The following is a 21107-nucleotide window of genomic DNA, read 5'->3' as shown; positions in this document are numbered from 1 at the left end:
TTATATCTTAGTTTATTTGTAAAATTTTAATAACTGTTCGAAGGTATCTTCTAAAAAGTTTAAAAAGCTTTTATCTGTTTTTAATTCGTCCGCATTTGGAGCAAGTGTACGTGCAACAAATAATTCACCTTTTTTTACTTTTTTAACACGATCAATTGCACTTTGTATTTCATCATCTGACATGTCTTTAATATATGTTTTTTCTTGAGACATGTGGTCCAAGCTTAAGCTATAATCGGATGGTAAATTTCTAAGTGTATGAAATTGTTCTTCAAAAACTTTCACACGCTGTGCTTTATCTTTTGCTTCATGCATAACACCGTACATGACAAATAATTGGTTTTCAAAAAGACCTATTTGAAAATGTGGTAACATTTTATAACCACGATTGTTGGTTGCAAAAGCGACCCATGTATCTTTAGGTGGATTTACACTTCGTCTTGCATGTTTAGCAACGTGTGGATAAAAAACTTCTCCAGTTGTTGCCTCTAAATATTGAGAAAAATATTCTCCTAATTCATGCAATTGTGGTCGAACATGTTTATTCAAAGCTTCCATTCTGTTATCTAAACCATCAACAGTAAATGCTTTGAAATCGTTTATTTTAAATGTATATTTAGCCATTTTAACCTCCTAGTGTGCATCTATTCGTTTATATTTTAGCATAATATAACACTATAAACAGTGACTTTGTTTTTTTATTTGAATAATCGTACATTGTACAGAAACGTGTATAAACCTATGAATTAGGGTAAAAACATAGTATTATTAACTAATATGATATTACATACAATTGACTATTTTAAATATATAGTTCTATATCTTATTAAATATTAATGAAAAGTGAGTCGTGAAAAGGAGAGGGATACAATGACTGTTTATGAGTTTGCAAAAGGCCTTATTTTAGAAGCGGGCATCAATGTAAAAAAAATCATGAAACAAGGTATAGAAATAGAAACTAAGTCAAATCCCAATGATTTAGTGACAAATGTTGATAAAGCGACAGAAAAATATATTTTTGACAATATCAAGCAGACTTATCCAGAACATTTAGTGATTGGTGAAGAAGGACATGGACATGACCTTAAAGACGAATCAGGTATTGTATGGGTTATTGATCCAATTGATGGGACGTTGAATTTTGTACACCAAAAAGAAAACTTTGCAATTTCTATTGGCATATTTAACGATGGCAAACCATATGCAGGATTTGTATACGATGTAATAAATGATAAACTTTACCATGCAAAAGCTGGTGAAGGTGCATTTGAAAATGGCAACTTGCTACCTGCAATTCAATCGAGCCCTTTAAGCATAAGCATAATTGGTATCAATCCTAATTGGCTTACAAAACCAAGATTGGGTGAAGTGTTCAAACCAATTGTGGACGAAGCTAGAAGCGCGAGAGCTTATGGTTCAGCTGCGCTAGAAATCATTCATGTAGCTACTGGTAAATTAGGAGGCTACATTACACCAAGATTACAACCTTGGGATTTTGCTGGCGGTTTAATCATCCTGCAAGAAGTAGGTGGCATTGGTACAGATTTAATGGGTAACACCTTGTCTATATATGAACCAAGTTCCATAGTAATGGCTAATCCGCAATTACATGCGGAATTATTAGAATTTCATTTTCAAAAAAATAATGAAATCATCGAAGCATTACAAAAACGTTTAAAACATTAAGATAACTACTTTAATTCATACTATTAGGCAAAATTTTATATATTTAAGTAAAAGACATATGACAAAAGCGATGAATAAGATAACGAGTAGAGAATGAAATATAAACTTTAAATCATTTTAAAAATTTAAGTCAACATATAAAAAAGGACAGAAAATACATTTTCAAAATGATTTTCTGTCCCTATTTATTTTAGCAATTATAGCCAGTTATTTTCACGATATTTCTTTTTTAAAGTGAAACCGTACCCAAATGTTGCAATGAATAGTATAAATGTTAAAATCATCATTGGAACATTTGTAGCAGCGATACTAAAGCTAAATAAAAGCAATAATATAACAGCTATGATAGCGAGTACCCAGAATATTGATTTAGATTTTTTTTGTTGCATCCCAACCACACCTTTATAGTTTTCTTTAACCAATTATATGATATAATAAAAAAGTTGCAAAGAAAAGTGGGAATTTACTCGAGAAAGGAAATTGTATAAAATGACTAAAATAAGAGAAGATGTTCGTAATATCGCAATCATCGCTCACGTTGACCATGGTAAAACAACATTAGTAGATGAATTATTAAAACAATCAGGAATATTCCGTGAAAATGAGCATGTAGATGAAAGAGCAATGGATTCTAACGACATAGAAAGAGAACGAGGCATAACAATTCTTGCTAAGAATACAGCAATTAATTATAAAGATAACAGAATTAATATTTTAGATACGCCAGGACACGCCGATTTCGGTGGTGAAGTTGAACGTATTATGAAAATGGTTGATGGTGTAATCTTAGTTGTAGATGCTTATGAAGGTACAATGCCACAAACACGTTTCGTCTTGAAAAAAGCACTTGAACAAAATTTAAAACCTGTAGTAGTTGTAAATAAAATTGATAAACCTGAAGCTAGACCAGAAGGTGTAGTAGACGAAGTATTAGACTTATTTATTGAATTAGAAGCTAACGATGAGCAATTGGATTTCCCTGTTGTTTATGCATCAGCTGTTAATGGTACTGCAAGTTTAGATTCTGAAAAACAAGATGAAAACATGCAATCACTTTACGAGACAATTATTGATTATGTGCCAGCTCCAATCGATAATAGAGAAGAACCGTTACAATTCCAAATAGCATTATTGGATTATAACGATTACGTTGGTCGTATTGGTGTAGGACGTGTGTTTAGAGGAACGATGCGTGTTGGTGATAATGTATCTTTATTAAAATTAGATGGCTCAGTTAAGAATTTCAGAGTGACTAAAATCTTCGGTTATTTCGGATTAAAACGTGAAGAAATTGAAGAAGCTTATGCTGGTGATTTAATTGCCGTTTCAGGTATGGAAGATATTAACGTAGGTGAAACTGTAACACCTAGTGATCATCAAGATCCTTTACCAGTTCTAAGAATCGATGAGCCTACATTGGAAATGACGTTTAGAGTGAATAATTCACCGTTTGCTGGACGTGAAGGTGATTTCGTTACGTCTCGTCAAATTCAAGAACGTTTAGATGAACAATTAGAAACAGATGTATCATTAAAAGTAACGCAAACAGAATCGCCAGATAAATGGATAGTTGCAGGACGTGGGGAACTACATTTATCTATTTTAATTGAAAATATGAGACGTGAAGGTTATGAATTACAAGTTTCTAAACCTCAAGTTATCTTAAGAGAAATTGATGGCGTTAAATGTGAACCATTTGAACGTGTGCAATGTGAAGTACCTCAAGAATATACAGGTGCTGTCATTGAGTCATTAGGTCAGCGTAAAGGTGAAATGTTAGACATGGTGACAACGGATAATGGTTTAACTCGTCTTATATTCATGGTTCCAGCACGTGGTTTAATCGGTTATACTACTGAGTTTATGTCACAGACACGTGGATATGGTATTATTAACCATACTTTTGAAGAATTCAAACCTCGTGTTAAAGGCCGTATAGGTGGTAGAAGAAATGGTGCGCTTGTTTCTATGGATAAAGGTCAAGCAAGTTCATATGCGATTATGGGACTTGAAGATCGTGGTACAAACTTTATGGAACCAGGAACTGAAGTTTATGAAGGTATGATTGTTGGTGAACACAATCGTGAAAATGACTTAACAGTAAATATTACGAAAGAAAAACACCAAACTAACGTACGTTCAGCTACAAAAGACCAAACAGTTACAATGAAACGACCAAGAAAATTAACTTTAGAAGAAGCATTACAATTTATCAATGATGATGAATTAGTAGAGGTAACACCTGAAACGATTCGTATTAGAAAAACAATTTTAGAAAAAGCAGCGCGTGAAAAAGAATCGAAACGAATCAAACAATTAATGCAAGAAGAAGAATAATTAGTAAATCATCAGTATAATCGAGAGATAAATATCGTTGATTCACATGACAATGTCAATTTCTATTGGAATAATATAGAGATTGACGTTGTCTTTTTTTATGACATTATATAGTTGAGTAAACATACAATGATTTGTATTTAGTAATAAAGTCAGTTCAAATTTCAATATCCTAATTGAAGGATTTAGTATGAGATGTGTTGCATTTAAATATAACTAAAACTATTATATGTATTACACTAAGGTAAATCGATTTAATTGCATTTATTAAAGTGTAGGTAAATACTTTAATTGTGTAGTGGATGCCTAGGAAATGATTAATGAAATTTAAAATTATTTTCATTGATAAACGTTAGCATGTATATTTGCGTTTACATACTAAGTCTTGTTTCACACTAAGAAAGTTAACTAATAGGAAACGTTGATATAAAAAAACCATGAAAGTTTCAAATTAATAGAAACTTTCATGGGATAAATTTTTAGAATTAAACTCTCAGTTTAATTTGTAATATTAACAATCATTGACAAACATCATATACTTCTTTCAACGATTACTATTATTATGATGACATGCTTTAAATTTTCGGTTAAAACAACATTAAGTTTATAAAAAATATGTTATCGATGGTCGAAAGTGCTTTCTTGTTTTCGTTGTTTTGGTGTATCTAGACGACTTTTACATTCGTCGCACATAAAAGTGTGCATTGGATCATTTCTTAATCTTTTAGCTTCTAATGTATTTTGATCAATGAATACTTCAGTATCACAGATAATACATTGCACTTTTATCATTTAAATCACCTCGATATGAGTAACATACTTGAACTCATATGAATAACCTTGTTCTGGTATATAGACAAAACTATCAACGAAGTTATCGTCATAAAGTCTTTTGCCATCACGAGCAAATTGGAAGAAAAGATATGGTAGTAGGTCTATTGGTACTTCTATAGAATCTTTATCATTAAACAAACGTATTGCTTTTGCATGATCATGTGGTTCAGCATTTTTGAAAAATGGTGACATATTAATTACAAATGAATCTTTTAAAACTGCTCTTTTTCGATATTTAATTTCTGAATTTAGTGTTGGAGGATTTGTTTGTCCTTCTAAGATTGCACGATTCCATTCGCGGTTGTCATTGAAATTGATTGGTTTAGTGCCATCAAATACACCATTCTCTAAATCTTCTAATTTAACTTTTCTATCATCAAATATCCAAGTAGTACTATCTAAAGTAATTGGAAATTTAACTTCGCCCTTAATTTGAATCATAATCCCACTCCTAATATATTTTAAAAATTTTAAATAAAACGATTCGACAACAAGTTCAGTCGTTACGATAATTGACATTTTTGTGAATTTGAACATAATTAAATAGTTTGTATTATTGAAGATGCATCATAATATTAAAAATGCCTAACTGTTTCAACGCTCATATCACAATGATTTGTGTAGTTCGTTTTATTAATTGTATATGTAACTAAAATAAATATATCACTAATTCCAATATTATCATAAATAACTAGCCTTAGTATATTACTGAATTCACTTGCTTTTTCTGTATCAGTAAGATAAACTTTTACATATAAAGTTACAATTGATAGGGGGAGTATGTCATGGTAAAGGGCCAAAAATTAAACAGTGCGGCATATGACCAATTAAATAAAGATGCAGACAGGATTCTTCAATTGATAAAAGTTCAAATGGATAATCTTACATTACCTCAATGCCCATTGTATGAAGAAGTTCTTGATACACAAATGTTTGGTTTACAAAAAGAAGTTGATTTTGCTGTTGAACTAGGCTTAGTGGATAGAGAAGCGGGCAAAGATTTAATGCTTCGTTTAGAAAAAGAATTGTCTAAATTACACGAAGCATTTACAAACGTTTAATTGGATTCGCTAATTTTGAAAAGTATAAATTTATTTTTACTAAATAAAATGATATAAAACGAATTAAAGTAGTTAAAAAACTACATAAGATATTTGAAGTGGCTAAGATGTCAATATTATATTGATTGTATCGTAGCCACTTTTTTTGTTGGATAATAAATGATGTTACGGTTTGATAATGATTGAACAACAAATTATATTTGTTCGAAAAATGAATACATTTTTTGATATACTATTAAAGGTACAATGAAATTTTAAAAATAATTTCAGTATTTAGAATAACGAAAATGATTGAAACTTTTATTAAAAAATGATTAATATGTAAAGAATATATAAAATAGAATTGGATGATATGTCGAATGAATAACATAAAGAAATTTTTTCAGTATATTAGCAAGAATGCTAAATATATTGACTATCCGTTAGTAATTACATATTTGTTGTTATGTCTCATTGGCTTAGTCATGGTATATAGTGCAAGTATGGTTGCAGCCACTAAAGGTTCTTTAACAGGTGGTGTACCAGTAACAGGAACATATTTTTATACTAGGCAATTAATGTACGTAATTATGAGTATCATTCTTGTTTTTTTTATGGCATTCGTGATGAATGTGAAGTTACTAGAAACGATTAAGTTTCAAAAGTGGATGATGCTTGGCATTATCTTATTGTTAGTAGCAACCCTATTAGTAGGAAGTAATATTAATGGTTCGAAAAGTTGGATTAATTTAGGTTTTATGAATTTACAAGCATCAGAATTATTGAAAATTGCCTTGATATTATATATTCCATATATGATTGAAAAGAAAAGGCCAAAAGTATTTAAAAATCCTAAGCTCATGACTTCTCCAATTATTTTATCTGCTATTTGTATCGGCCTTGTATTTTTACAACGCGATGTTGGTCAAACATTATTGATTTTAATAATTTTTTTCTCAATATTATTTTATGCAGGCATTGGAGTTCAAAAATCGCTAAAATATGGGTTAATGATACTCACAGGTATTGTGCTCATAGGTGGCTTGTTTTTACTGATAGGACTTGTGCCAGATTATTTAACTGCCAGATTTAGTACGCTTACAGATCCATTCAGCAATGAAGGTGGCACAGGTTACCATATTTCTAATTCATTAATTGCAATTGGTAATGGTGGTTTGTTAGGCCGTGGTTTGGGAAACAGTATTATGAAGTTAGGTTACTTGCCTGAACCACATACTGACTTTATTTTCTCCATTATTTGTGAGGAACTTGGACTTGTTGGAGGACTAATTGTCATTTGCTTATTATTCTTTATTGTATATAGAGCATTTGAACTTGCGAGTAAGACGAGTTCATACTTTTATAAACTAGTTTGTGTAGGTGTTGCTAGCTATATAGGTAGTCAAACATTTGTCAATTTAGGTGGTATTTCAGGTACGATACCTTTAACTGGTGTTCCATTACCATTTATTAGCTTTGGTGGGTCGTCAATGATCAGTCTAAGTATTGCAATGGGGCTATTATTAATTACCGCTAAACAAATTAAAGTCGATGAATCGAAAAAAAGACAACAGCGTAAACATACGCACCATTTTAGTGTTCCAAAAAATGGTTAATACGCGCATAATAAGCAAACGATTCAACATGTTGATGTTGAAAACGTTTGCTTATTTTTTTAACTATATCATTTACTTTTGAAAAACTTAGCAAATACAGTGCTTTTAATAAGTTAAAGTTATCAATAATGATAACTTTGTATTATGTTATTTTTATGATATAATCTCTTTTAAATACGGTAGGTATCAAATTTTAAGAACTCATTGCAATAAAAAAGATAGTATTATGGTAAAAATATAAGCACTAGTCATATTGTAATTTTAAATAATGTGAAAACTATTTTACTGTATACATAGTTCGTATTTTGCTATAATCAATTTTATATCCAACTTTTTAGAAAATTCAAAATTTAAGGGGGACCATGATTTGAAACAAATTAATAAACTTATGGTAGCCAATCGTGGAGAAATAGCAATAAGGATTTTTAGGGCTGCAACAGAATTAAATGTTAAAACGGTTGCGATTTATTCAAATGAAGATAAAGGATCATTACATAGATATAAAGCTGATGAGTCATATTTAGTTGGGAAAGATTTAGGACCAGCAGAATCATATTTGGATATAGAGCGCATCTTAGATGTTGCGAAACGTGCAGGAGTGGACGCAATTCATCCTGGTTATGGATTTTTAAGCGAAAATGAAACTTTTGCCAAACGTTGCCAAGAAGAGGGGATTAAGTTTATCGGACCACGTGTCGAACATTTAGACATGTTTGGTGATAAAGTTAAGGCAAGAACTACAGCAATTAATGCTGATTTAAGAGTTATTCCAGGTACAGATGGACCAATTGATAATCAATCCGATGCAATTGCCTTTGCAAATGAAGCCGGCTATCCTTTGATGATTAAAGCTACAAGTGGTGGTGGTGGAAAGGGCATGCGTATTGTGCGTTCCGAAGATGAATTAGAGGAAGCATTCCACAGAGCAAAATCTGAAGCGGAAAAATCTTTTGGTAATAGCGAGGTTTATATTGAAAAATATATAGATAATCCAAAGCACATTGAAGTACAAGTCATTGGTGATGAACATGGTAACATTGTTCATTTATATGAACGTGATTGTTCTGTTCAAAGACGTCATCAAAAAGTTGTTGAAGTTGCGCCATCTGTTGCACTTACTGATGATTTGAGAGAACGTATATGTGACGCTGCAATTCAATTAATGGAGAAAATTGAGTATGTGAATGCTGGCACAGTTGAATTTTTAGTATCTGGAGACGATTTTTATTTCATAGAAGTCAATCCACGTGTACAAGTTGAGCATACGATTTCTGAGATGGTGACTGGCGTAGATATAGTTAAAACTCAAATTCTTGTAGCTGATGGTGAAAAGCTATTTGATAATGAAATTGGCATGCCACAACAAAAAGATATTCAAACATTAGGTTATGCAATTCAATGTCGTATTACAACTGAAGATCCAACAAATGACTTTATGCCAGATACTGGTAGAATAATAGCTTATCGTTCAAGCGGTGGCTTCGGAGTCAGACTTGACGCTGGTGATGGCTTCCAAGGTGCAGAAATTTCACCGTATTATGATTCATTACTTGTAAAATTATCAACACATGGTATGACATTTAAACAAGCAAATGAAAAAATGGACCGTTCATTACAAGAAATGCGTATTCGTGGTGTGAAAACAAATGTACCATTTTTAATTAATGTTATGAGAAATACACAATTTAAGACTGGCGACTACACAACTAAGTTTATCGAAAGTACGCCAGAATTATTTGATATTGAGCCTACATTAGATAGAGGTACGAAAACGTTAGAGTATATTGGTAATGTATCTATCAATGGTTTTCCTAACGTAGAAAAAAGACCGAAACCAATTTATGAAACGTCACCAATCCCTCAGGTTCAAAAAAAGGTTGTCGAAAAATTTGAAGGTACTAAGCAGTTATTAGATCATAAAGGACCACAAGCAGTTGCAGAATGGTTGAAACAGCAAGAGGATGTATTAATTACAGATACTACTTTCAGAGATGCACATCAATCATTGTTGGCTACACGCGTACGTACTAAAGATATGATGAATATTGCTTCTAAAACAGCTGATGTAATGAAAGATAGTTTTTCATTAGAAATGTGGGGCGGTGCAACATTTGATGTTGCTTACAACTTCTTAAAGGAAAATCCATGGGAAAGACTTGAAAGATTGAGAAAAGCTATTCCAAATGTTTTATTCCAAATGCTTTTACGTGCGTCTAACGCTGTTGGCTATAAAAATTATCCAGATAATGTCATTAAAAAATTTGTGAAAGAAAGTGCTGATGCAGGTATAGATGTCTTCCGTATTTTTGATTCGTTAAACTGGATAGATCAAATGAAAGTAGCAAATGAAGCAGTTCAAGAAGCAGGTAAGATTTCAGAGGGCGCTATTTGCTATACAGGAGATTTTTTAAATGCAAATCGTTCTGATATTTACACGTTAAATTACTACGTAAATATGGCAAAAACACTTGAATCAGAAGGATTCCATATATTAGCTATTAAAGATATGGCTGGTTTATTAAAACCGAAAGCAGCTTACGAATTAATCGGTGAGTTAAAAGCAGCAGTTGACTTACCAATTCATTTACACACACATGATACGAGTGGTAATGGACTTTTAACTTATAAAGAAGCTATTGATGCGGGCGTAGATGTTATTGATACAGCAGTTGCATCAATGAGTGGTTTAACAAGTCAACCAAGTGCTAATTCATTGTATTATGCACTGAATGGTTTCGGTAGAAGCATGCGTGCAGACATTGATGGAATGGAAGAGTTATCACATTATTGGGGTACTGTACGTCAATACTATAGCGATTTCGAAAGTGATATTAAGTCACCTAACACAGAAATTTATCAGCATGAAATGCCAGGTGGACAATATTCTAATTTACGTCAACAAGCGAAAAGTTTAGGCTTAGGCAACAGATTTAATGAAGTAAAAGATATGTATAAGCGTGTTAATTTCTTATTCGGTGATATTGTTAAAGTAACACCTTCATCAAAAGTTGTTGGCGATATGGCCTTATACATGGTTCAAAATGATTTAGATGAGCAATCTGTAATAAAAGATGGACATAAATTAGATTTCCCTGAATCAGTAGTATCATTCTTTAAAGGAGAAATTGGTCAGCCAGTTAATGGCTTCAATAAAGACCTACAAAAGGTAATATTGAAAGGTCAACCCCCATTAACTGAACGGCCAGGGGAATATTTAAAGCCAGTTGATTTCGAAACAGTAAGACAAGAATTAGAGGAAAAACAACAAAAAGAAGTCACTGAACAAGATGTCATCAGTTATGTGTTATATCCAAAAGTGTATGAACAATTTATTGCTACGCAAGAACAATATGGAAATGTATCACTTTTAGATACACCAACATTTTTCTTTGGCATGAGAGCAAATGAGACTGTAGAAATAGAAATTGATACAGGAAAACGATTGATTATTACACTTAAAACGATTACAGAACCTGATGAAAAAGGTGTACGTACAATATTTTATGATATGAATGGTCAGGCAAGACGTATCTTCATACAAGATGAAAATGTTAAAGCCAATGCAAATGTTAAACCAAAAGCGGATAAACTAAATCCAAATCACATTGGTGCACAAATGCCTGGATCAGTTACAGAAGTTAAAATTGCTGAGGGTGAATCTGTGACGAGTGGACAAGCATTATTGATCACTGAAGCTATGAAGATGGAAACAACGATTCAAGCACCGTTTGATGGTGTCGTAAGAAAAGTAACAGTACAAAATGGCGATGCCATTGAAACAGGCGACTTATTAATAGAAATTGAAAAAGAACAAGAAGATTAAACTAAAAATGGCTGTGATACGGTTAATGTATCACAGCCATTTTATATGTTAATTAAAGTGGATTATCCACCACTTCGTATAGTTCTTAGCATCAATACAATAAAGTATGCAATCAATCCAAACAATATTGTTATGAATAATGCGTGTAATAGAGCGATTAATAAATTCACTTCAGTAATAATAGATAAAGCACCTGTTATCACTTGTAAAATTATTAAAATAAATGCAGCGGTATAGCCGAAACGAATTGTTCGATTTTCTTTGTAATTATTAATTGCATGAACAAACGTGATTAAAATCCAAATAAAAGCGATTAAAGCCATACCTCTGTGAGTGAAGTTCACCCAATCTTGAACGTTATGAGGTATTAAATCATTAAATGGAAGCGGCCATTGCCCATAAGCTAAACTTGCTTCTTTATGTCTAACTAACGCACCAGTATATATCGTTAAGTATACAATGATTGCCATAATCCATGTATAAATTCTAAGCGGCTTACGAATAAATAATTCATCAGCTTCGTATTTACGGTCTACTTCAAAGATAATTAAAGTTAAAACAAATACTGAAGAAAATGAAATTAATGAAATACCAAAATGTAATGCCAAAACATAATCGTTTTGTTGCCACATTACTGCTGCTGCACCAACAAGTGCTTGCAATAAAAGGAAACCAATACTAATCATGCATAACGGTTTAACTTCTTTGATATAACCAATGTGTTTCCAAGCAACAATCACTAGCCATAAAACAAGAATTAAAGATAGACCTGATACTGCACGATGACTTAATTCAATTATTGTTTGTATAGGCAAATTTTGAGGTAAAAAAGCACCATGACATAATGGCCAGTCAGAGCCACAACCATCAGCTGAACCAGTTTTAGTAACCAACGCGCCTCCTAGCTGTACAAATGCCATTATTATCGCTGCCAATACAGATAACCATTTCAGGTTTTTTTTGTTAAACAAGAATTAACCCCCCACAAATAAATAAAACAGATATGAGTAATGATTCAGCTACAATGATACCAATCATTTGTAGTTTGAACCATAGACTCTTTACATTTACTTTTTTATTTTTAAATAAAACTTAACTATTATTATAACAAGAAATACGCTTCTAATTGTGTCACAAAAATGACTATTTGTGAATGTCGATAAAGTGTCACAAATAACTTTGTATAAATGTAGTCAATCACCGTAAATTGATATATCATTGTATTATATGGAAAAATTAGGAGGGAAATTATGAACAAAGAACAAACTTTGTCGCATAATTCTAGTCGTGTAACGTTTAAAGAGTTACAACAAATTATTAAAATGGGACTAGTTCAGGGCAATTTAATTCCAGCATTTGCTGGTTCATGGCTTGCAATTGTGTTGGCAAATCATTCCTTCCTCTCGTCAATACCACAGATTTTAATGATGTTGGTAGGTTCGACATTAATTATGGGGGGCGCATGCGCTTTAAATAATTACTATGATCAAGATATTGACAGTATCATGCCAAGTAAACAGCAAAGACCTTCAGTTAATGGAAAAATTTCAAATAGAAATTTATTATTACTTAGTTTTGGAATGATGCTCGTAGGGGAAGCATTATTATTTGCTTTAAATATACCATCTGGTGTAATAGGATTGTTAGGTATTGTTGGATATGTGTCATTTTATTCAATTTGGTCTAAACGTCATACAGTTTGGAATACAGTGATTGGGAGTTTTCCTGGTGCTGTGCCACCGTTAATAGGTTGGACAGCTATTGAAGGCAATATTAGTATGGTTGCTGTAGCGCTTTTCTTAGTAATATTTTGTTGGCAACCAGTACATTTTTATGCATTGGCAATAAAGCGTAAAGATGAATATAGTTTGGCAAATATTCCAATGTTACCTTCTGTTAAAGGTTTCAAACGCACGAGAGTGAGTATGTTTATCTGGCTAGTATTGTTATTACCACTACCATTATTATTGAATGATCTTGGTACAACATTTATCATATTAGCTACATTATTAAATTTAGGCTGGTTATATTTAGGTTTAACGAGTTTTAAAAAAGATTCAGATCAAACAAAATGGGCAACAAAAATGTTTATTTACTCTTTAAACTATTTAGTAGTTTTCTTCGTACTCGTTGTTGTTGTTTCATTGATTAAAATGTTCTAATAAATATTAATAAGGATGGAATATATGAATTTACCAATCTTACCTACAATTAGCACAACATGTATAGTGATAAGCGCAATCCTTATTGCAATAGGATGGCGTAAAATATGGAAAAGAGAAATCGAAAGTCATAAAAAATTTATGTTACTTGCTGCTATATTTGCGCTAACTTTCTTTATTATTTATGCTTCGAGAACGATATTTATTGGTAATACTGCTTTTGGTGGCCCAGATTCAATTAAGATTTATTATACAATCTTTTTAATTTTTCATATCAATTTAGCTACCATCGGTGGTCTGCTAGGACTTTTCCAAATCATCACTGCGTTCAAAGACAAATTTAAACTTCATAGATTTGTAGGACCAATTGCATCAATTGTTTGGTTTTGTACTGCTATCACAGGAGTGATGGTTTATGTATTGCTCTATGTATTATATCCAGGCGGAGAAACAACATCATTGTTGAAAGCAACTTTCGGTTTTATAAATATACTTAGTTAAAGTATTGATGGACTAAGCTGAAATAATCATTATATCTAAAAATAACCTGAGACACTGCAGTGTCTCAGGTTATTTTTATTTTAAAGTTGCAGTTGCAGATGTTATCTGTTTAAGTGGTAGATTCTTTTTATAATTTTTGTAACTCAAGATTTGTGTGTGGTTTCATTCAAATAATTTAAATAAAAATTTTAAAAAAGCGACTTAAGATAAATACCTTTTTAAGTGTTTAGCCGTAACAGAAGTAGTGGTTGCTAATAGACCATCTGGATTTCCTTGGTAAAGTAATTTACCACCTTTGTTTCCAGCATATGGCCCTATATCAATAATCCAGTCTGCATTTGTCATCATCGTTAAATTATGTTCAATGATAATTACTGTGTTACCTTGGTCAATTAAATTATCAAAACAAGTTAAAATAATTGGTATATCATCTTCATGTAAGCCAGTAGTAGGTTCATCAAATACAAAAATGTGATTACTCACAACGTGTGTCAAATATTTACTGAGCTTAACACGTTGTATTTCTCCACCAGATAATGTATCAAGTGTTTGTCCTAAATTCATATAATTTAAACCTGTTGCTTTCAGTGATTGCAAAGGCTGTGCAATAGATTGATTTGTATTAAAAAAGTTTAAAGCTTCATCCACTGTTAAGTTCAATATCTCTGCTATAGAATAGCCTGAGATAGTTGCATTTAAAACTTCAGGTTTATATCTTTTACCACCACAAACATTACAAATTTGGGTGAAGTCTGGCATAAATGCAAGCTCCGTTTTTAGCACGCCTTTTCCATGACACTCAGGACAGGCGCCTTCAGAGTTGTAACTGAATAATGACTTCTTCAACCCTGTATTTTTACTGAAATAGGTACGAACATCATCAAATATATCTAGGTATGTTAACAAATGAGAACGACTTGAAGCGTGTACGGGCTTTTGATCGATAATAATAGCGTCTTCATCGTTTTGTAAGCCGCCATGTATAAGTGTGCTCTTGCCAGAACCAGCTACACCAGTTACAACGGTCATTGCATGTTTAGGAATACGAACTGAAATATCTTTTAAATTGTTTTGCGTCATATGATTTAAGTCAATAAACGCATCTGTCTGTCTTATGGATGATTTCAATTTATGTTTTTTCTTTAATGCTTTTCCAGTACTGGAATTTGATGATAATAAATCAGAATAGTTACCAGTGAAAACAATTTCACCACCATTTTTTCCAGCATAGGGCCCTAAATCTATGATGTGATCTGCAATTTTGATAACGTCAGGGTCATGTTCTACTACTAGAACTGTGTTACCTTTATTTTTTAAAGATTGAATGATTTCATTTATTTTTTGAATATCCTCAGGATGTAGCCCGATGCTCGGTTCATCTATGATATATACTAAGTCACTTAAAGGGCTATTTAGATGCCTGATAAGTTTAATACGTTGAGATTCTCCACCAGACAGCGTTTTTGTTTCACGATCTAAAGTGAGATAATTAAGTCCAATATAACTAAGAGCTTCTAATTGCTTTAACAAAGGGCTAATTATAAATTGTGCTTTGGTAGAATCTAATTTTTGAATGAAAGTCATTGCTTCGTCAATAGATAAGTGCGTGAACTCAGCGATATCTAAGCCATTAATTTTGGATTGTAATACATTTTGATTTAATCTTTTACCACCACATGTTGGGCATTTTTTTGATGTCACAACTCTTTCAATATCGTGTTTGAATTTATTTTTTTCAAAATTGTCATTTAATAGAAAAGAACGTCTAAATCGATGAATAAGTCCTTCGAATTTTGCAGTTTTTGGCCAGTTTTCTGGAGGGTTTTTCAATTTGGTAGGTTTTGTGTATAACAGTGTATCCAATTCTTTTTTATCATAATGTTTCAATTTCTTGTCATTATCAAATAAACCAGAATATAAATAACGTTTACCGCGCCAACTATCCGGTCTGAAAGAGGGAAAACGGATTGCATCTTCATTTAAAGATTTTTCAAAATCTAACAGTTCTTCCAAGTTAATATCTTCTACGTATCCAAGGCCAGAACATGTTTCGCACATACCATTTGGATTATTGAAAGAAAAAATGTCAGAATATCCTACAAAAGGTGTTCCGATACGAGACCATAATAAACGCACTGAAGCATAAATATCGGAAATTGTACCTACTGTAGACCGTGAATTACCACCTAACCTTTTTTGATTGATAATCATAGCTACTGGTAAATGTTCTATTAAATCTACATTTGCTTTACTAAATTGTTTTAATTGATTTTGTATATATGTAGAATATGTTTCGTTAAGTAAACGTTCAGATTCGGCAGCAATTGTATTGAAGACTAATGATGACTTACCTGAACCAGAACGACCAGTGAATACAGAAATTTTATGTTTTGGTATATCTAAAGAAATATCTTTTAAATTATTTTGTTTCGCACCATGTATACGAATGATTGACATATTTGTCACCCCTTCATTTATTTTATACCCAAAATTCTCTTGTATATTACGTCATGTACATATAATATATGATGAAAATGTAAAGGGTTTATTACAAATTAACAAATTTGAGGACATGCCTTGCTTGTATCTGTCATAAACATGTACAATGAACCAAAGAATAATGTAGGTGGATGAGCGATGAAGAAACTAATAATTAAAGTTATTGGTGTATTATTATTGATTTGTTTTATAATTTATCTATTTTACTCACCGCGTTTGAAATTTGATGTTTTAGAAAATCCTAATAAAGAAACTTCAAAAACAACACAAAACAAAGATTTTCAAAACAAAAAAACAAATGTTGAAAATCCTAAACTTAAAAAAGGTGTGGGTACTTGGATTGGACAAGATTTACATAATTTAACTGATAATTATGGACAAGCAGATAGGGTCTATTCATATAAAGGTGGTTTTAAAAACTACGTATATAAACAAAAAAATCAGTATTATCTTGTCACAACGAAAAAAAATAAAATTAAATCAGTTTATGCCACTGGTAAAAATGCTAACGTTAATCCAGTTGAAATTGGTGATAATGCAGCGCATGTTTTTGAAAAGTACAGTATCAATCCAGAGCCAACGATTAAAGCTAATGGAAAAGCGTATGAAATAGAACTTTCAGATTCAGATATGAAAACACAGACACTTATAAAATTCAATAATGTTTACGCACAAGTATATATTGATCAACAAGCTAATGAAATCGTAGGTGTAAGATATTTAGATAGTGAAGCATTAATAGCATTCAAACCCTATCAAATGATTACTGCGCAAGAAGATAAAAAAGTGAAAAATAATTATAAAAAAATACCATATGAACAAAATGCAAATCAATTGATGACACTTTATGAAATAACTAATGAGATGCGCAAATTAAAAGATGCTAAGCCTTTAAAAATCAATAATGACGTAGCTCATATTGCATCATATAATTTGTACGAAGCAATTGATACTGATAGTGTAGAATTTACAGAAGATGCCTTGAAACAAAAGCTTAATGAACAAAATATTTCTTTTGTTTCTACTAGTCAAAATGTAGGATATGATTTTAACGAAGTACCAACTTTAATCCATAGTTGGTTAAATTCTGATATTCATAGATCAAGGATGTTAAATTCTAAATACAATGAAGTCGGCGGCGAAGTGTCAAACGGTTATTATACAATTATTTTCATTGAAGATAAGTAGGAGAGGATATAATGATAACAGAAGAAACTTTGAACATTCTTGATGATATTGAATATTTAAGTGATAAAATACTTGATTCACGATTATATCATTCATTTAAAATAGCAGAACAAAATTTACAAGAAAATGATGAAGCGCATTTACTCTATCAAGCTTTTTTAAAATCAAAAGAGCAATATGACGAAATAATGAGATTTGGAAAATATCATCCAGATTATCAAAAAGTGATGTTAGAAACACGTAAACGAAAACGTGCTTATGAAATGCTACCAGTAGTTATGGATTACAAACAAAAAGAAGTTGCATTACAAGATTTAATAGACGAGGTTATAGTGAAAATAGCTTATGCTGTATCTGAAAATGTAAAGATAGAAACAGGTAATCCATTTTTCCAAAAAGATGCAAGTGGTTGTGCAACAGGTGGTTCTTGTAGCTGTTCCTTATAGCAAATCAGTGCTGAAATGTTAATTAATATAAAAGCTGGGCACTTGTAGTGACCCAGCTTTTATATAACTATTTATTTTGATAGGTGTTTTTAAATCGTTCTGCTAAATCAGGTCTGTCAGTGACTATAGTATGCACCTCGTTTTTGGCTAAATCATTCATTAAATCTAGATTATTAATACCATAAAAACCAGGGACAATATTACGTTCATTTAACCACTGTATAAATTTAGGTGAAGTCAATTTAATACCTTTAAACGTCACTGGCATTTGAAATGTATGTGCTTGTGGTTTAAATGTGTTACCTAAACCTGATTTGAATTTTAAGAAGCCTTCTGCCACTTCGCTCTGACTTGCTCCAATAGCTATTGTGTAGTTGCTTACTTTTTTGAACCTTTCAATTTGATCGCTTTGAAAACTAGTAACTAAAACACGATTTTGCGCGTGGTTTTTAACAATGATATCATAAATGATTTTAGGTGCTAATTTACCTTGATCACTTTGTGAATCATCTTTAAGGTCAACATTTATAAGTGTGTTAGGATATAATTTTAATAATTCATCAAAAGTTAGTATTTTAGTGTCAGTGTGATTACGATAAGGTGTTAACCCGTTTAAATCCGTAAAATGATAACCTGCGTCTAATTGCTTTAATTCTGTTAAAGTATGTGTTGCTACTTTTCCTGAGCCGTTTGTCGTACGATCAACATCTGCATCATGAAAAACCACTAATTGTTGATCTTTAGTCAATCTCACATCAATTTCGAATCCATCAATATGATGTGATAAAGCATTGTCAAATGCGAGTTTTGTCAGTTCAGGTTTCACTGCCATACCACCACGGTGTGCGAAGATATACGGTGCAGGCTTAGAGAAAAAAGGCGGGATTTCTTGGTTCATAGGTTTAGCTTTATATTTTGAAAAGAAAATAACACTACCTACTAAACCAACCGTACCTAGAAATGCACCTTTTATTAATTTGTTAATTGTTGTCATGCGCAAATCCTCCTTGATTTGAGTATATACAGTAATATAGCAAATGTTAGCTATTGTTCAAAATAATTGTTATTTATTAATCGAATTAGACATGATATTATAAAGTGGCTAATAAATGGAGTGATAATTGTATGAATATTGTATCTAGAACAAGTTTAGTTATATATTTAAAACATATGAAACACGAACGCCAAATTAGAAAATTTGGACATATTGTCAGTACGAATAAGCTACAACGCAATGTTATTATGTATATAAATGAAGAAGAAGCGGACACAATTGTAGATAAACTTATGAACTTAAAATATGTAAAACATATTGCAGGTTCTCCTTATAAATATCTTAAAAAGGAATATCCCAAAGAACAACATGAATTTTCTTGATTATATGATACTTAAATAAATTTTTAATTAACAAGCAAAGTCACTTTAGATTTAAATATAGCTACGTGACTTTGTTTTATTTACTATTATTGTAATGGTGGTATCCATCTTTGAAGTCGCAATACACTGATTAGATAATTGAAATAAATATTGTTGGAATGAAAATGCTCAGGTGGTTGCACATCAATTTCTTTTACATCAATGTTGAAACGTGTTGCTTGTTCATTAATTAAATCGAATTTTTTGTTTGAATGAGGATATGGATATTTAACCGCATTTACCATAATATACATCGCTTGGAAATGTTTACCATGTGTAGGTTTCATAATAATCGCCACTGAAGATAATTGTTTATCAAAAGTAGGGGTGTGGAAATAAACGATATGCTCAATTCTTGCATGATTGTATTCTATAAGTGTTGTAAATTCAAATAAGTCTGTAAGGCCTTCGCCCAATTGTATAAATGCTTGTTTCATTTTGCCCCTCCTTTCATGCAGTATGTATTATATAAAAATAACTTAAAGAATGGAAGTGTTTCTCAATGAGAGTGATTTCTGGAATCCATAAAAGTAAACCATTAGAAAGTATGGAAGGCCGTAACACTCGGCCTACGATGGACAAAGTTAAGGAAGGTATTTTTAACAGCCTACATGAAGTATCAGGTATCGGGTTAGATTTATTTGCTGGAAGTGGTGCTTTGGGTATTGAAGCATTGTCTCGGGGAATGGAAAAAGTAATTTTTGTAGATCAAAATTTTAAAGCAATAAAAATCATCAAAGCGAACCTTCAACATTTAAACATCTCTGACCAAGCGGAAGTATATAAAAATAATGCGGATAGAGCCCTTAAAGCACTTTCAAAAAGAGCGATGCAATTTGATGTTATATTTTTAGACCCACCTTATGATAAAGGATTAATTGATGAAGCACTGGACGGAATTATAAAGTTTAATTTATTAAAAGAAAATGGTATTATCGTTTGTGAGTTCAATCATAAAGAAGAGATTGATACAAAATCATTTCATGTGATTAAAAGATATCATTATGGATTAACAGACACTTTGTTATTAGAAAAAGGAGATTAAAATGTCTACAACTAAAGCAGTGATTCCAGGAAGTTTTGATCCAATTACATATGGCCATATTGACATCATTGATAGGAGTGCCGATCGTTTCGATGAATTGCATATTTGTGTTTTGAAAAATAACAACAAGTCGGGGACCTTTTCAGTTGATGAGCGCATTGAATTAATAGAAGCATCTGTAAAACACCTTGATAATGTTACAGTACATCATTTTAATGGATTACTTGTAGATTTTTGTGATGAAATTGGTGCGCAAACAATTATTAGAGGATTAAGAGCTGTAAGTGATTTTGAATACGAATTGAGATTGACTTCAATGAACAAAAAGTTAAATAGTAATGTAGAAACTATGTACATGATGACAAGTACAAATTATTCCTTTATTAGTTCGAGTGTAGTGAAAGAAGTGGCTGCATATAAGGCTAATGTATCAGATTTTGTACCAGAACATGTTGAAAAAGCGTTGAATGAAAAATTCAAGAAATGATAAAGAACCACTTCCCAACTTGTTGGG

20 protein-coding genes are annotated in these 21107 nt (G+C 31.7%); 12 read left to right on the top strand and 8 right to left on the bottom strand.

Annotation, left to right across the window (positions count from 1 at the left end; genetic code table 11):
- Positions 1-12: 12 nt before the first annotated feature.
- Positions 13-624: a YktB family protein gene (locus KA856_RS09015; protein ID WP_107385289.1), complete on the bottom strand. Its 612-nt coding sequence runs from the start codon at positions 622-624 to the stop codon at positions 13-15.
- 246 nt (positions 625-870) lie between these two features.
- Here KA856_RS09015 and KA856_RS09010 point away from each other — a divergent pair, with 246 nt between their 5' ends.
- Positions 871-1686, top strand: a complete 816-nt coding sequence (locus KA856_RS09010) for an inositol monophosphatase family protein (protein ID WP_107385290.1) — start codon at positions 871-873, stop codon at positions 1684-1686.
- A gap of 197 nt (positions 1687-1883) precedes the next feature.
- On the opposite strand, the gene KA856_RS09005 is transcribed toward KA856_RS09010, so the two are convergent.
- The gene (locus tag KA856_RS09005; RefSeq protein ID WP_019469262.1) at positions 1884-2075 is read right to left on the bottom strand and encodes a DUF5325 family protein; all 192 of its coding nucleotides are present in this window, start codon (positions 2073-2075) and stop codon (positions 1884-1886) included.
- A 100-nt stretch (positions 2076-2175) separates the two neighbouring features.
- On the opposite strand from KA856_RS09005, the gene typA reads away from it, so the two are divergent.
- On the top strand, positions 2176-4023 hold the full coding sequence (gene typA, locus KA856_RS09000) for a translational GTPase TypA (RefSeq protein ID WP_107385291.1): 1848 nt from the start codon (positions 2176-2178) through the stop codon (positions 4021-4023).
- Positions 4024-4641: 618 nt separating this feature from the next.
- On the opposite strand, the gene KA856_RS08995 is transcribed toward typA, so the two are convergent.
- Both KA856_RS08995 and KA856_RS08990 read right to left on the bottom strand, forming a co-directional pair.
- On the bottom strand, positions 4642-4815 hold the full coding sequence (locus KA856_RS08995) for a DUF2197 domain-containing protein (RefSeq protein WP_107384369.1): 174 nt from the start codon (positions 4813-4815) through the stop codon (positions 4642-4644).
- Positions 4816-5298, bottom strand: a complete 483-nt coding sequence (locus KA856_RS08990) for a hypothetical protein (protein ID WP_107384370.1) — start codon at positions 5296-5298, stop codon at positions 4816-4818.
- Positions 5299-5642: 344 nt separating this feature from the next.
- On the opposite strand from KA856_RS08990, the gene KA856_RS08985 reads away from it, so the two are divergent.
- The 3 genes from KA856_RS08985 to KA856_RS08975 all read left to right on the top strand — a co-directional run bounded on the left by KA856_RS08985 (position 5643) and on the right by KA856_RS08975 (position 11336).
- Positions 5643-5918, top strand: a complete 276-nt coding sequence (locus KA856_RS08985; RefSeq protein ID WP_019469266.1) for an Fpa/YlaN family protein — start codon at positions 5643-5645, stop codon at positions 5916-5918.
- Between the two features lie 359 nt (positions 5919-6277).
- Positions 6278-7513 (top strand): cell division peptidoglycan polymerase FtsW, encoded by a 1236-nt coding sequence (ftsW, locus tag KA856_RS08980; RefSeq protein ID WP_107384371.1) that lies wholly within the window; start codon positions 6278-6280, stop codon positions 7511-7513.
- 367 nt (positions 7514-7880) lie between these two features.
- A complete protein-coding gene (locus KA856_RS08975) occupies positions 7881-11336 on the top strand; it encodes a pyruvate carboxylase (protein WP_107386461.1) in 3456 nt (1151 codons plus the stop codon).
- Positions 11337-11398: 62 nt separating this feature from the next.
- Here the strand turns inward: KA856_RS08975 and KA856_RS08970 are convergent, their stop codons facing one another.
- Positions 11399-12307, bottom strand: coding sequence for a COX15/CtaA family protein (locus tag KA856_RS08970; protein WP_019469269.1), 909 nt, complete (start codon positions 12305-12307; stop codon positions 11399-11401).
- 279 nt (positions 12308-12586) lie between these two features.
- On the opposite strand from KA856_RS08970, the gene cyoE reads away from it, so the two are divergent.
- Together cyoE and KA856_RS08960 are read left to right on the top strand one after the other, a co-directional pair.
- Positions 12587-13498, top strand: coding sequence for a heme o synthase (gene cyoE, locus KA856_RS08965; protein ID WP_107384373.1), 912 nt, complete (start codon positions 12587-12589; stop codon positions 13496-13498).
- 24 nt (positions 13499-13522) lie between these two features.
- Positions 13523-13999 carry a DUF420 domain-containing protein gene (locus tag KA856_RS08960; RefSeq protein WP_107384374.1) on the top strand — a complete coding sequence of 159 codons (477 nt, stop codon included), beginning with the start codon at positions 13523-13525 and terminating at the stop codon, positions 13997-13999.
- Positions 14000-14200: 201 nt separating this feature from the next.
- Here KA856_RS08960 and KA856_RS08955 read toward each other — a convergent pair whose 3' ends face one another.
- The gene (locus KA856_RS08955; protein ID WP_107386460.1) at positions 14201-16456 is read right to left on the bottom strand and encodes an ATP-binding cassette domain-containing protein; all 2256 of its coding nucleotides are present in this window, start codon (positions 16454-16456) and stop codon (positions 14201-14203) included.
- Between the two features lie 180 nt (positions 16457-16636).
- Between KA856_RS08955 and KA856_RS08950 the strand changes: the two genes are divergently transcribed.
- Positions 16637-17686: a CAP-associated domain-containing protein gene (locus tag KA856_RS08950; protein ID WP_107384376.1), complete on the top strand. Its 1050-nt coding sequence runs from the start codon at positions 16637-16639 to the stop codon at positions 17684-17686.
- Between the two features lie 11 nt (positions 17687-17697).
- Positions 17698-18132 (top strand): YlbF/YmcA family competence regulator, encoded by a 435-nt coding sequence (locus KA856_RS08945; protein WP_107384377.1) that lies wholly within the window; start codon positions 17698-17700, stop codon positions 18130-18132.
- 67 nt (positions 18133-18199) lie between these two features.
- On the opposite strand, the gene KA856_RS08940 is transcribed toward KA856_RS08945, so the two are convergent.
- The gene (locus tag KA856_RS08940) at positions 18200-19126 is read right to left on the bottom strand and encodes a glycerophosphodiester phosphodiesterase family protein (protein WP_107384378.1); all 927 of its coding nucleotides are present in this window, start codon (positions 19124-19126) and stop codon (positions 18200-18202) included.
- Positions 19127-19257: 131 nt separating this feature from the next.
- On the opposite strand from KA856_RS08940, the gene KA856_RS08935 reads away from it, so the two are divergent.
- Positions 19258-19509 (top strand): YlbG family protein, encoded by a 252-nt coding sequence (locus tag KA856_RS08935; RefSeq protein WP_107386412.1) that lies wholly within the window; start codon positions 19258-19260, stop codon positions 19507-19509.
- Between the two features lie 86 nt (positions 19510-19595).
- On the opposite strand, the gene KA856_RS08930 is transcribed toward KA856_RS08935, so the two are convergent.
- Positions 19596-19985, bottom strand: a complete 390-nt coding sequence (locus KA856_RS08930; protein ID WP_107384380.1) for a DUF7147 family protein — start codon at positions 19983-19985, stop codon at positions 19596-19598.
- Positions 19986-20050: 65 nt separating this feature from the next.
- On the opposite strand from KA856_RS08930, the gene rsmD reads away from it, so the two are divergent.
- Positions 20051-20593, top strand: a complete 543-nt coding sequence (rsmD, locus tag KA856_RS08925; protein ID WP_107384381.1) for a 16S rRNA (guanine(966)-N(2))-methyltransferase RsmD — start codon at positions 20051-20053, stop codon at positions 20591-20593.
- A gap of 1 nt (position 20594) precedes the next feature.
- Positions 20595-21080, top strand: coding sequence for a pantetheine-phosphate adenylyltransferase (coaD, locus tag KA856_RS08920; RefSeq protein ID WP_019469279.1), 486 nt, complete (start codon positions 20595-20597; stop codon positions 21078-21080).
- Positions 21081-21107: the final 27 nt, after the last annotated feature.

This window comes from Staphylococcus sp. GDB9P120P (assembly GCF_017893435.1).
GTDB lineage: Bacteria > Bacillota > Bacilli > Staphylococcales > Staphylococcaceae > Staphylococcus > Staphylococcus cohnii.
This window is presented reverse-complemented; position numbering and strand designations above follow the sequence as displayed.

What these genes read in the sequence shown, in the direction of transcription:
- rsmD (WP_107384381.1), top strand. Translation starts at nt 20,051, where the DNA reads ATGAGAGTGATTTCTGGAATCCATAAAAGTAAACCATTAGAAAGTATG.
- KA856_RS08935 (WP_107386412.1), top strand. Translation starts at nt 19,258, where the DNA reads ATGAATATTGTATCTAGAACAAGTTTAGTTATATATTTAAAACATATG.
- KA856_RS09015 (WP_107385289.1), bottom strand. Translation starts at nt 624, where the DNA reads ATGGCTAAATATACATTTAAAATAAACGATTTCAAAGCATTTACTGTT.
- KA856_RS08930 (WP_107384380.1), bottom strand. Translation starts at nt 19,985, where the DNA reads ATGAAACAAGCATTTATACAATTGGGCGAAGGCCTTACAGACTTATTT.
- ftsW (WP_107384371.1), top strand. Translation starts at nt 6,278, where the DNA reads ATGAATAACATAAAGAAATTTTTTCAGTATATTAGCAAGAATGCTAAA.
- KA856_RS08990 (WP_107384370.1), bottom strand. Translation starts at nt 5,298, where the DNA reads ATGATTCAAATTAAGGGCGAAGTTAAATTTCCAATTACTTTAGATAGT.
- KA856_RS08940 (WP_107384378.1), bottom strand. Translation starts at nt 19,126, where the DNA reads ATGACAACAATTAACAAATTAATAAAAGGTGCATTTCTAGGTACGGTT.
- KA856_RS09005 (WP_019469262.1), bottom strand. Translation starts at nt 2,075, where the DNA reads ATGCAACAAAAAAAATCTAAATCAATATTCTGGGTACTCGCTATCATA.
- KA856_RS08955 (WP_107386460.1), bottom strand. Translation starts at nt 16,456, where the DNA reads ATGTCAATCATTCGTATACATGGTGCGAAACAAAATAATTTAAAAGAT.
- KA856_RS08950 (WP_107384376.1), top strand. Translation starts at nt 16,637, where the DNA reads ATGAAGAAACTAATAATTAAAGTTATTGGTGTATTATTATTGATTTGT.
- KA856_RS08960 (WP_107384374.1), top strand. Translation starts at nt 13,523, where the DNA reads ATGAATTTACCAATCTTACCTACAATTAGCACAACATGTATAGTGATA.
- KA856_RS08995 (WP_107384369.1), bottom strand. Translation starts at nt 4,815, where the DNA reads ATGATAAAAGTGCAATGTATTATCTGTGATACTGAAGTATTCATTGAT.
- typA (WP_107385291.1), top strand. Translation starts at nt 2,176, where the DNA reads ATGACTAAAATAAGAGAAGATGTTCGTAATATCGCAATCATCGCTCAC.
- KA856_RS09010 (WP_107385290.1), top strand. Translation starts at nt 871, where the DNA reads ATGACTGTTTATGAGTTTGCAAAAGGCCTTATTTTAGAAGCGGGCATC.
- KA856_RS08945 (WP_107384377.1), top strand. Translation starts at nt 17,698, where the DNA reads ATGATAACAGAAGAAACTTTGAACATTCTTGATGATATTGAATATTTA.
- coaD (WP_019469279.1), top strand. Translation starts at nt 20,595, where the DNA reads ATGTCTACAACTAAAGCAGTGATTCCAGGAAGTTTTGATCCAATTACA.
- cyoE (WP_107384373.1), top strand. Translation starts at nt 12,587, where the DNA reads ATGAACAAAGAACAAACTTTGTCGCATAATTCTAGTCGTGTAACGTTT.
- KA856_RS08985 (WP_019469266.1), top strand. Translation starts at nt 5,643, where the DNA reads ATGGTAAAGGGCCAAAAATTAAACAGTGCGGCATATGACCAATTAAAT.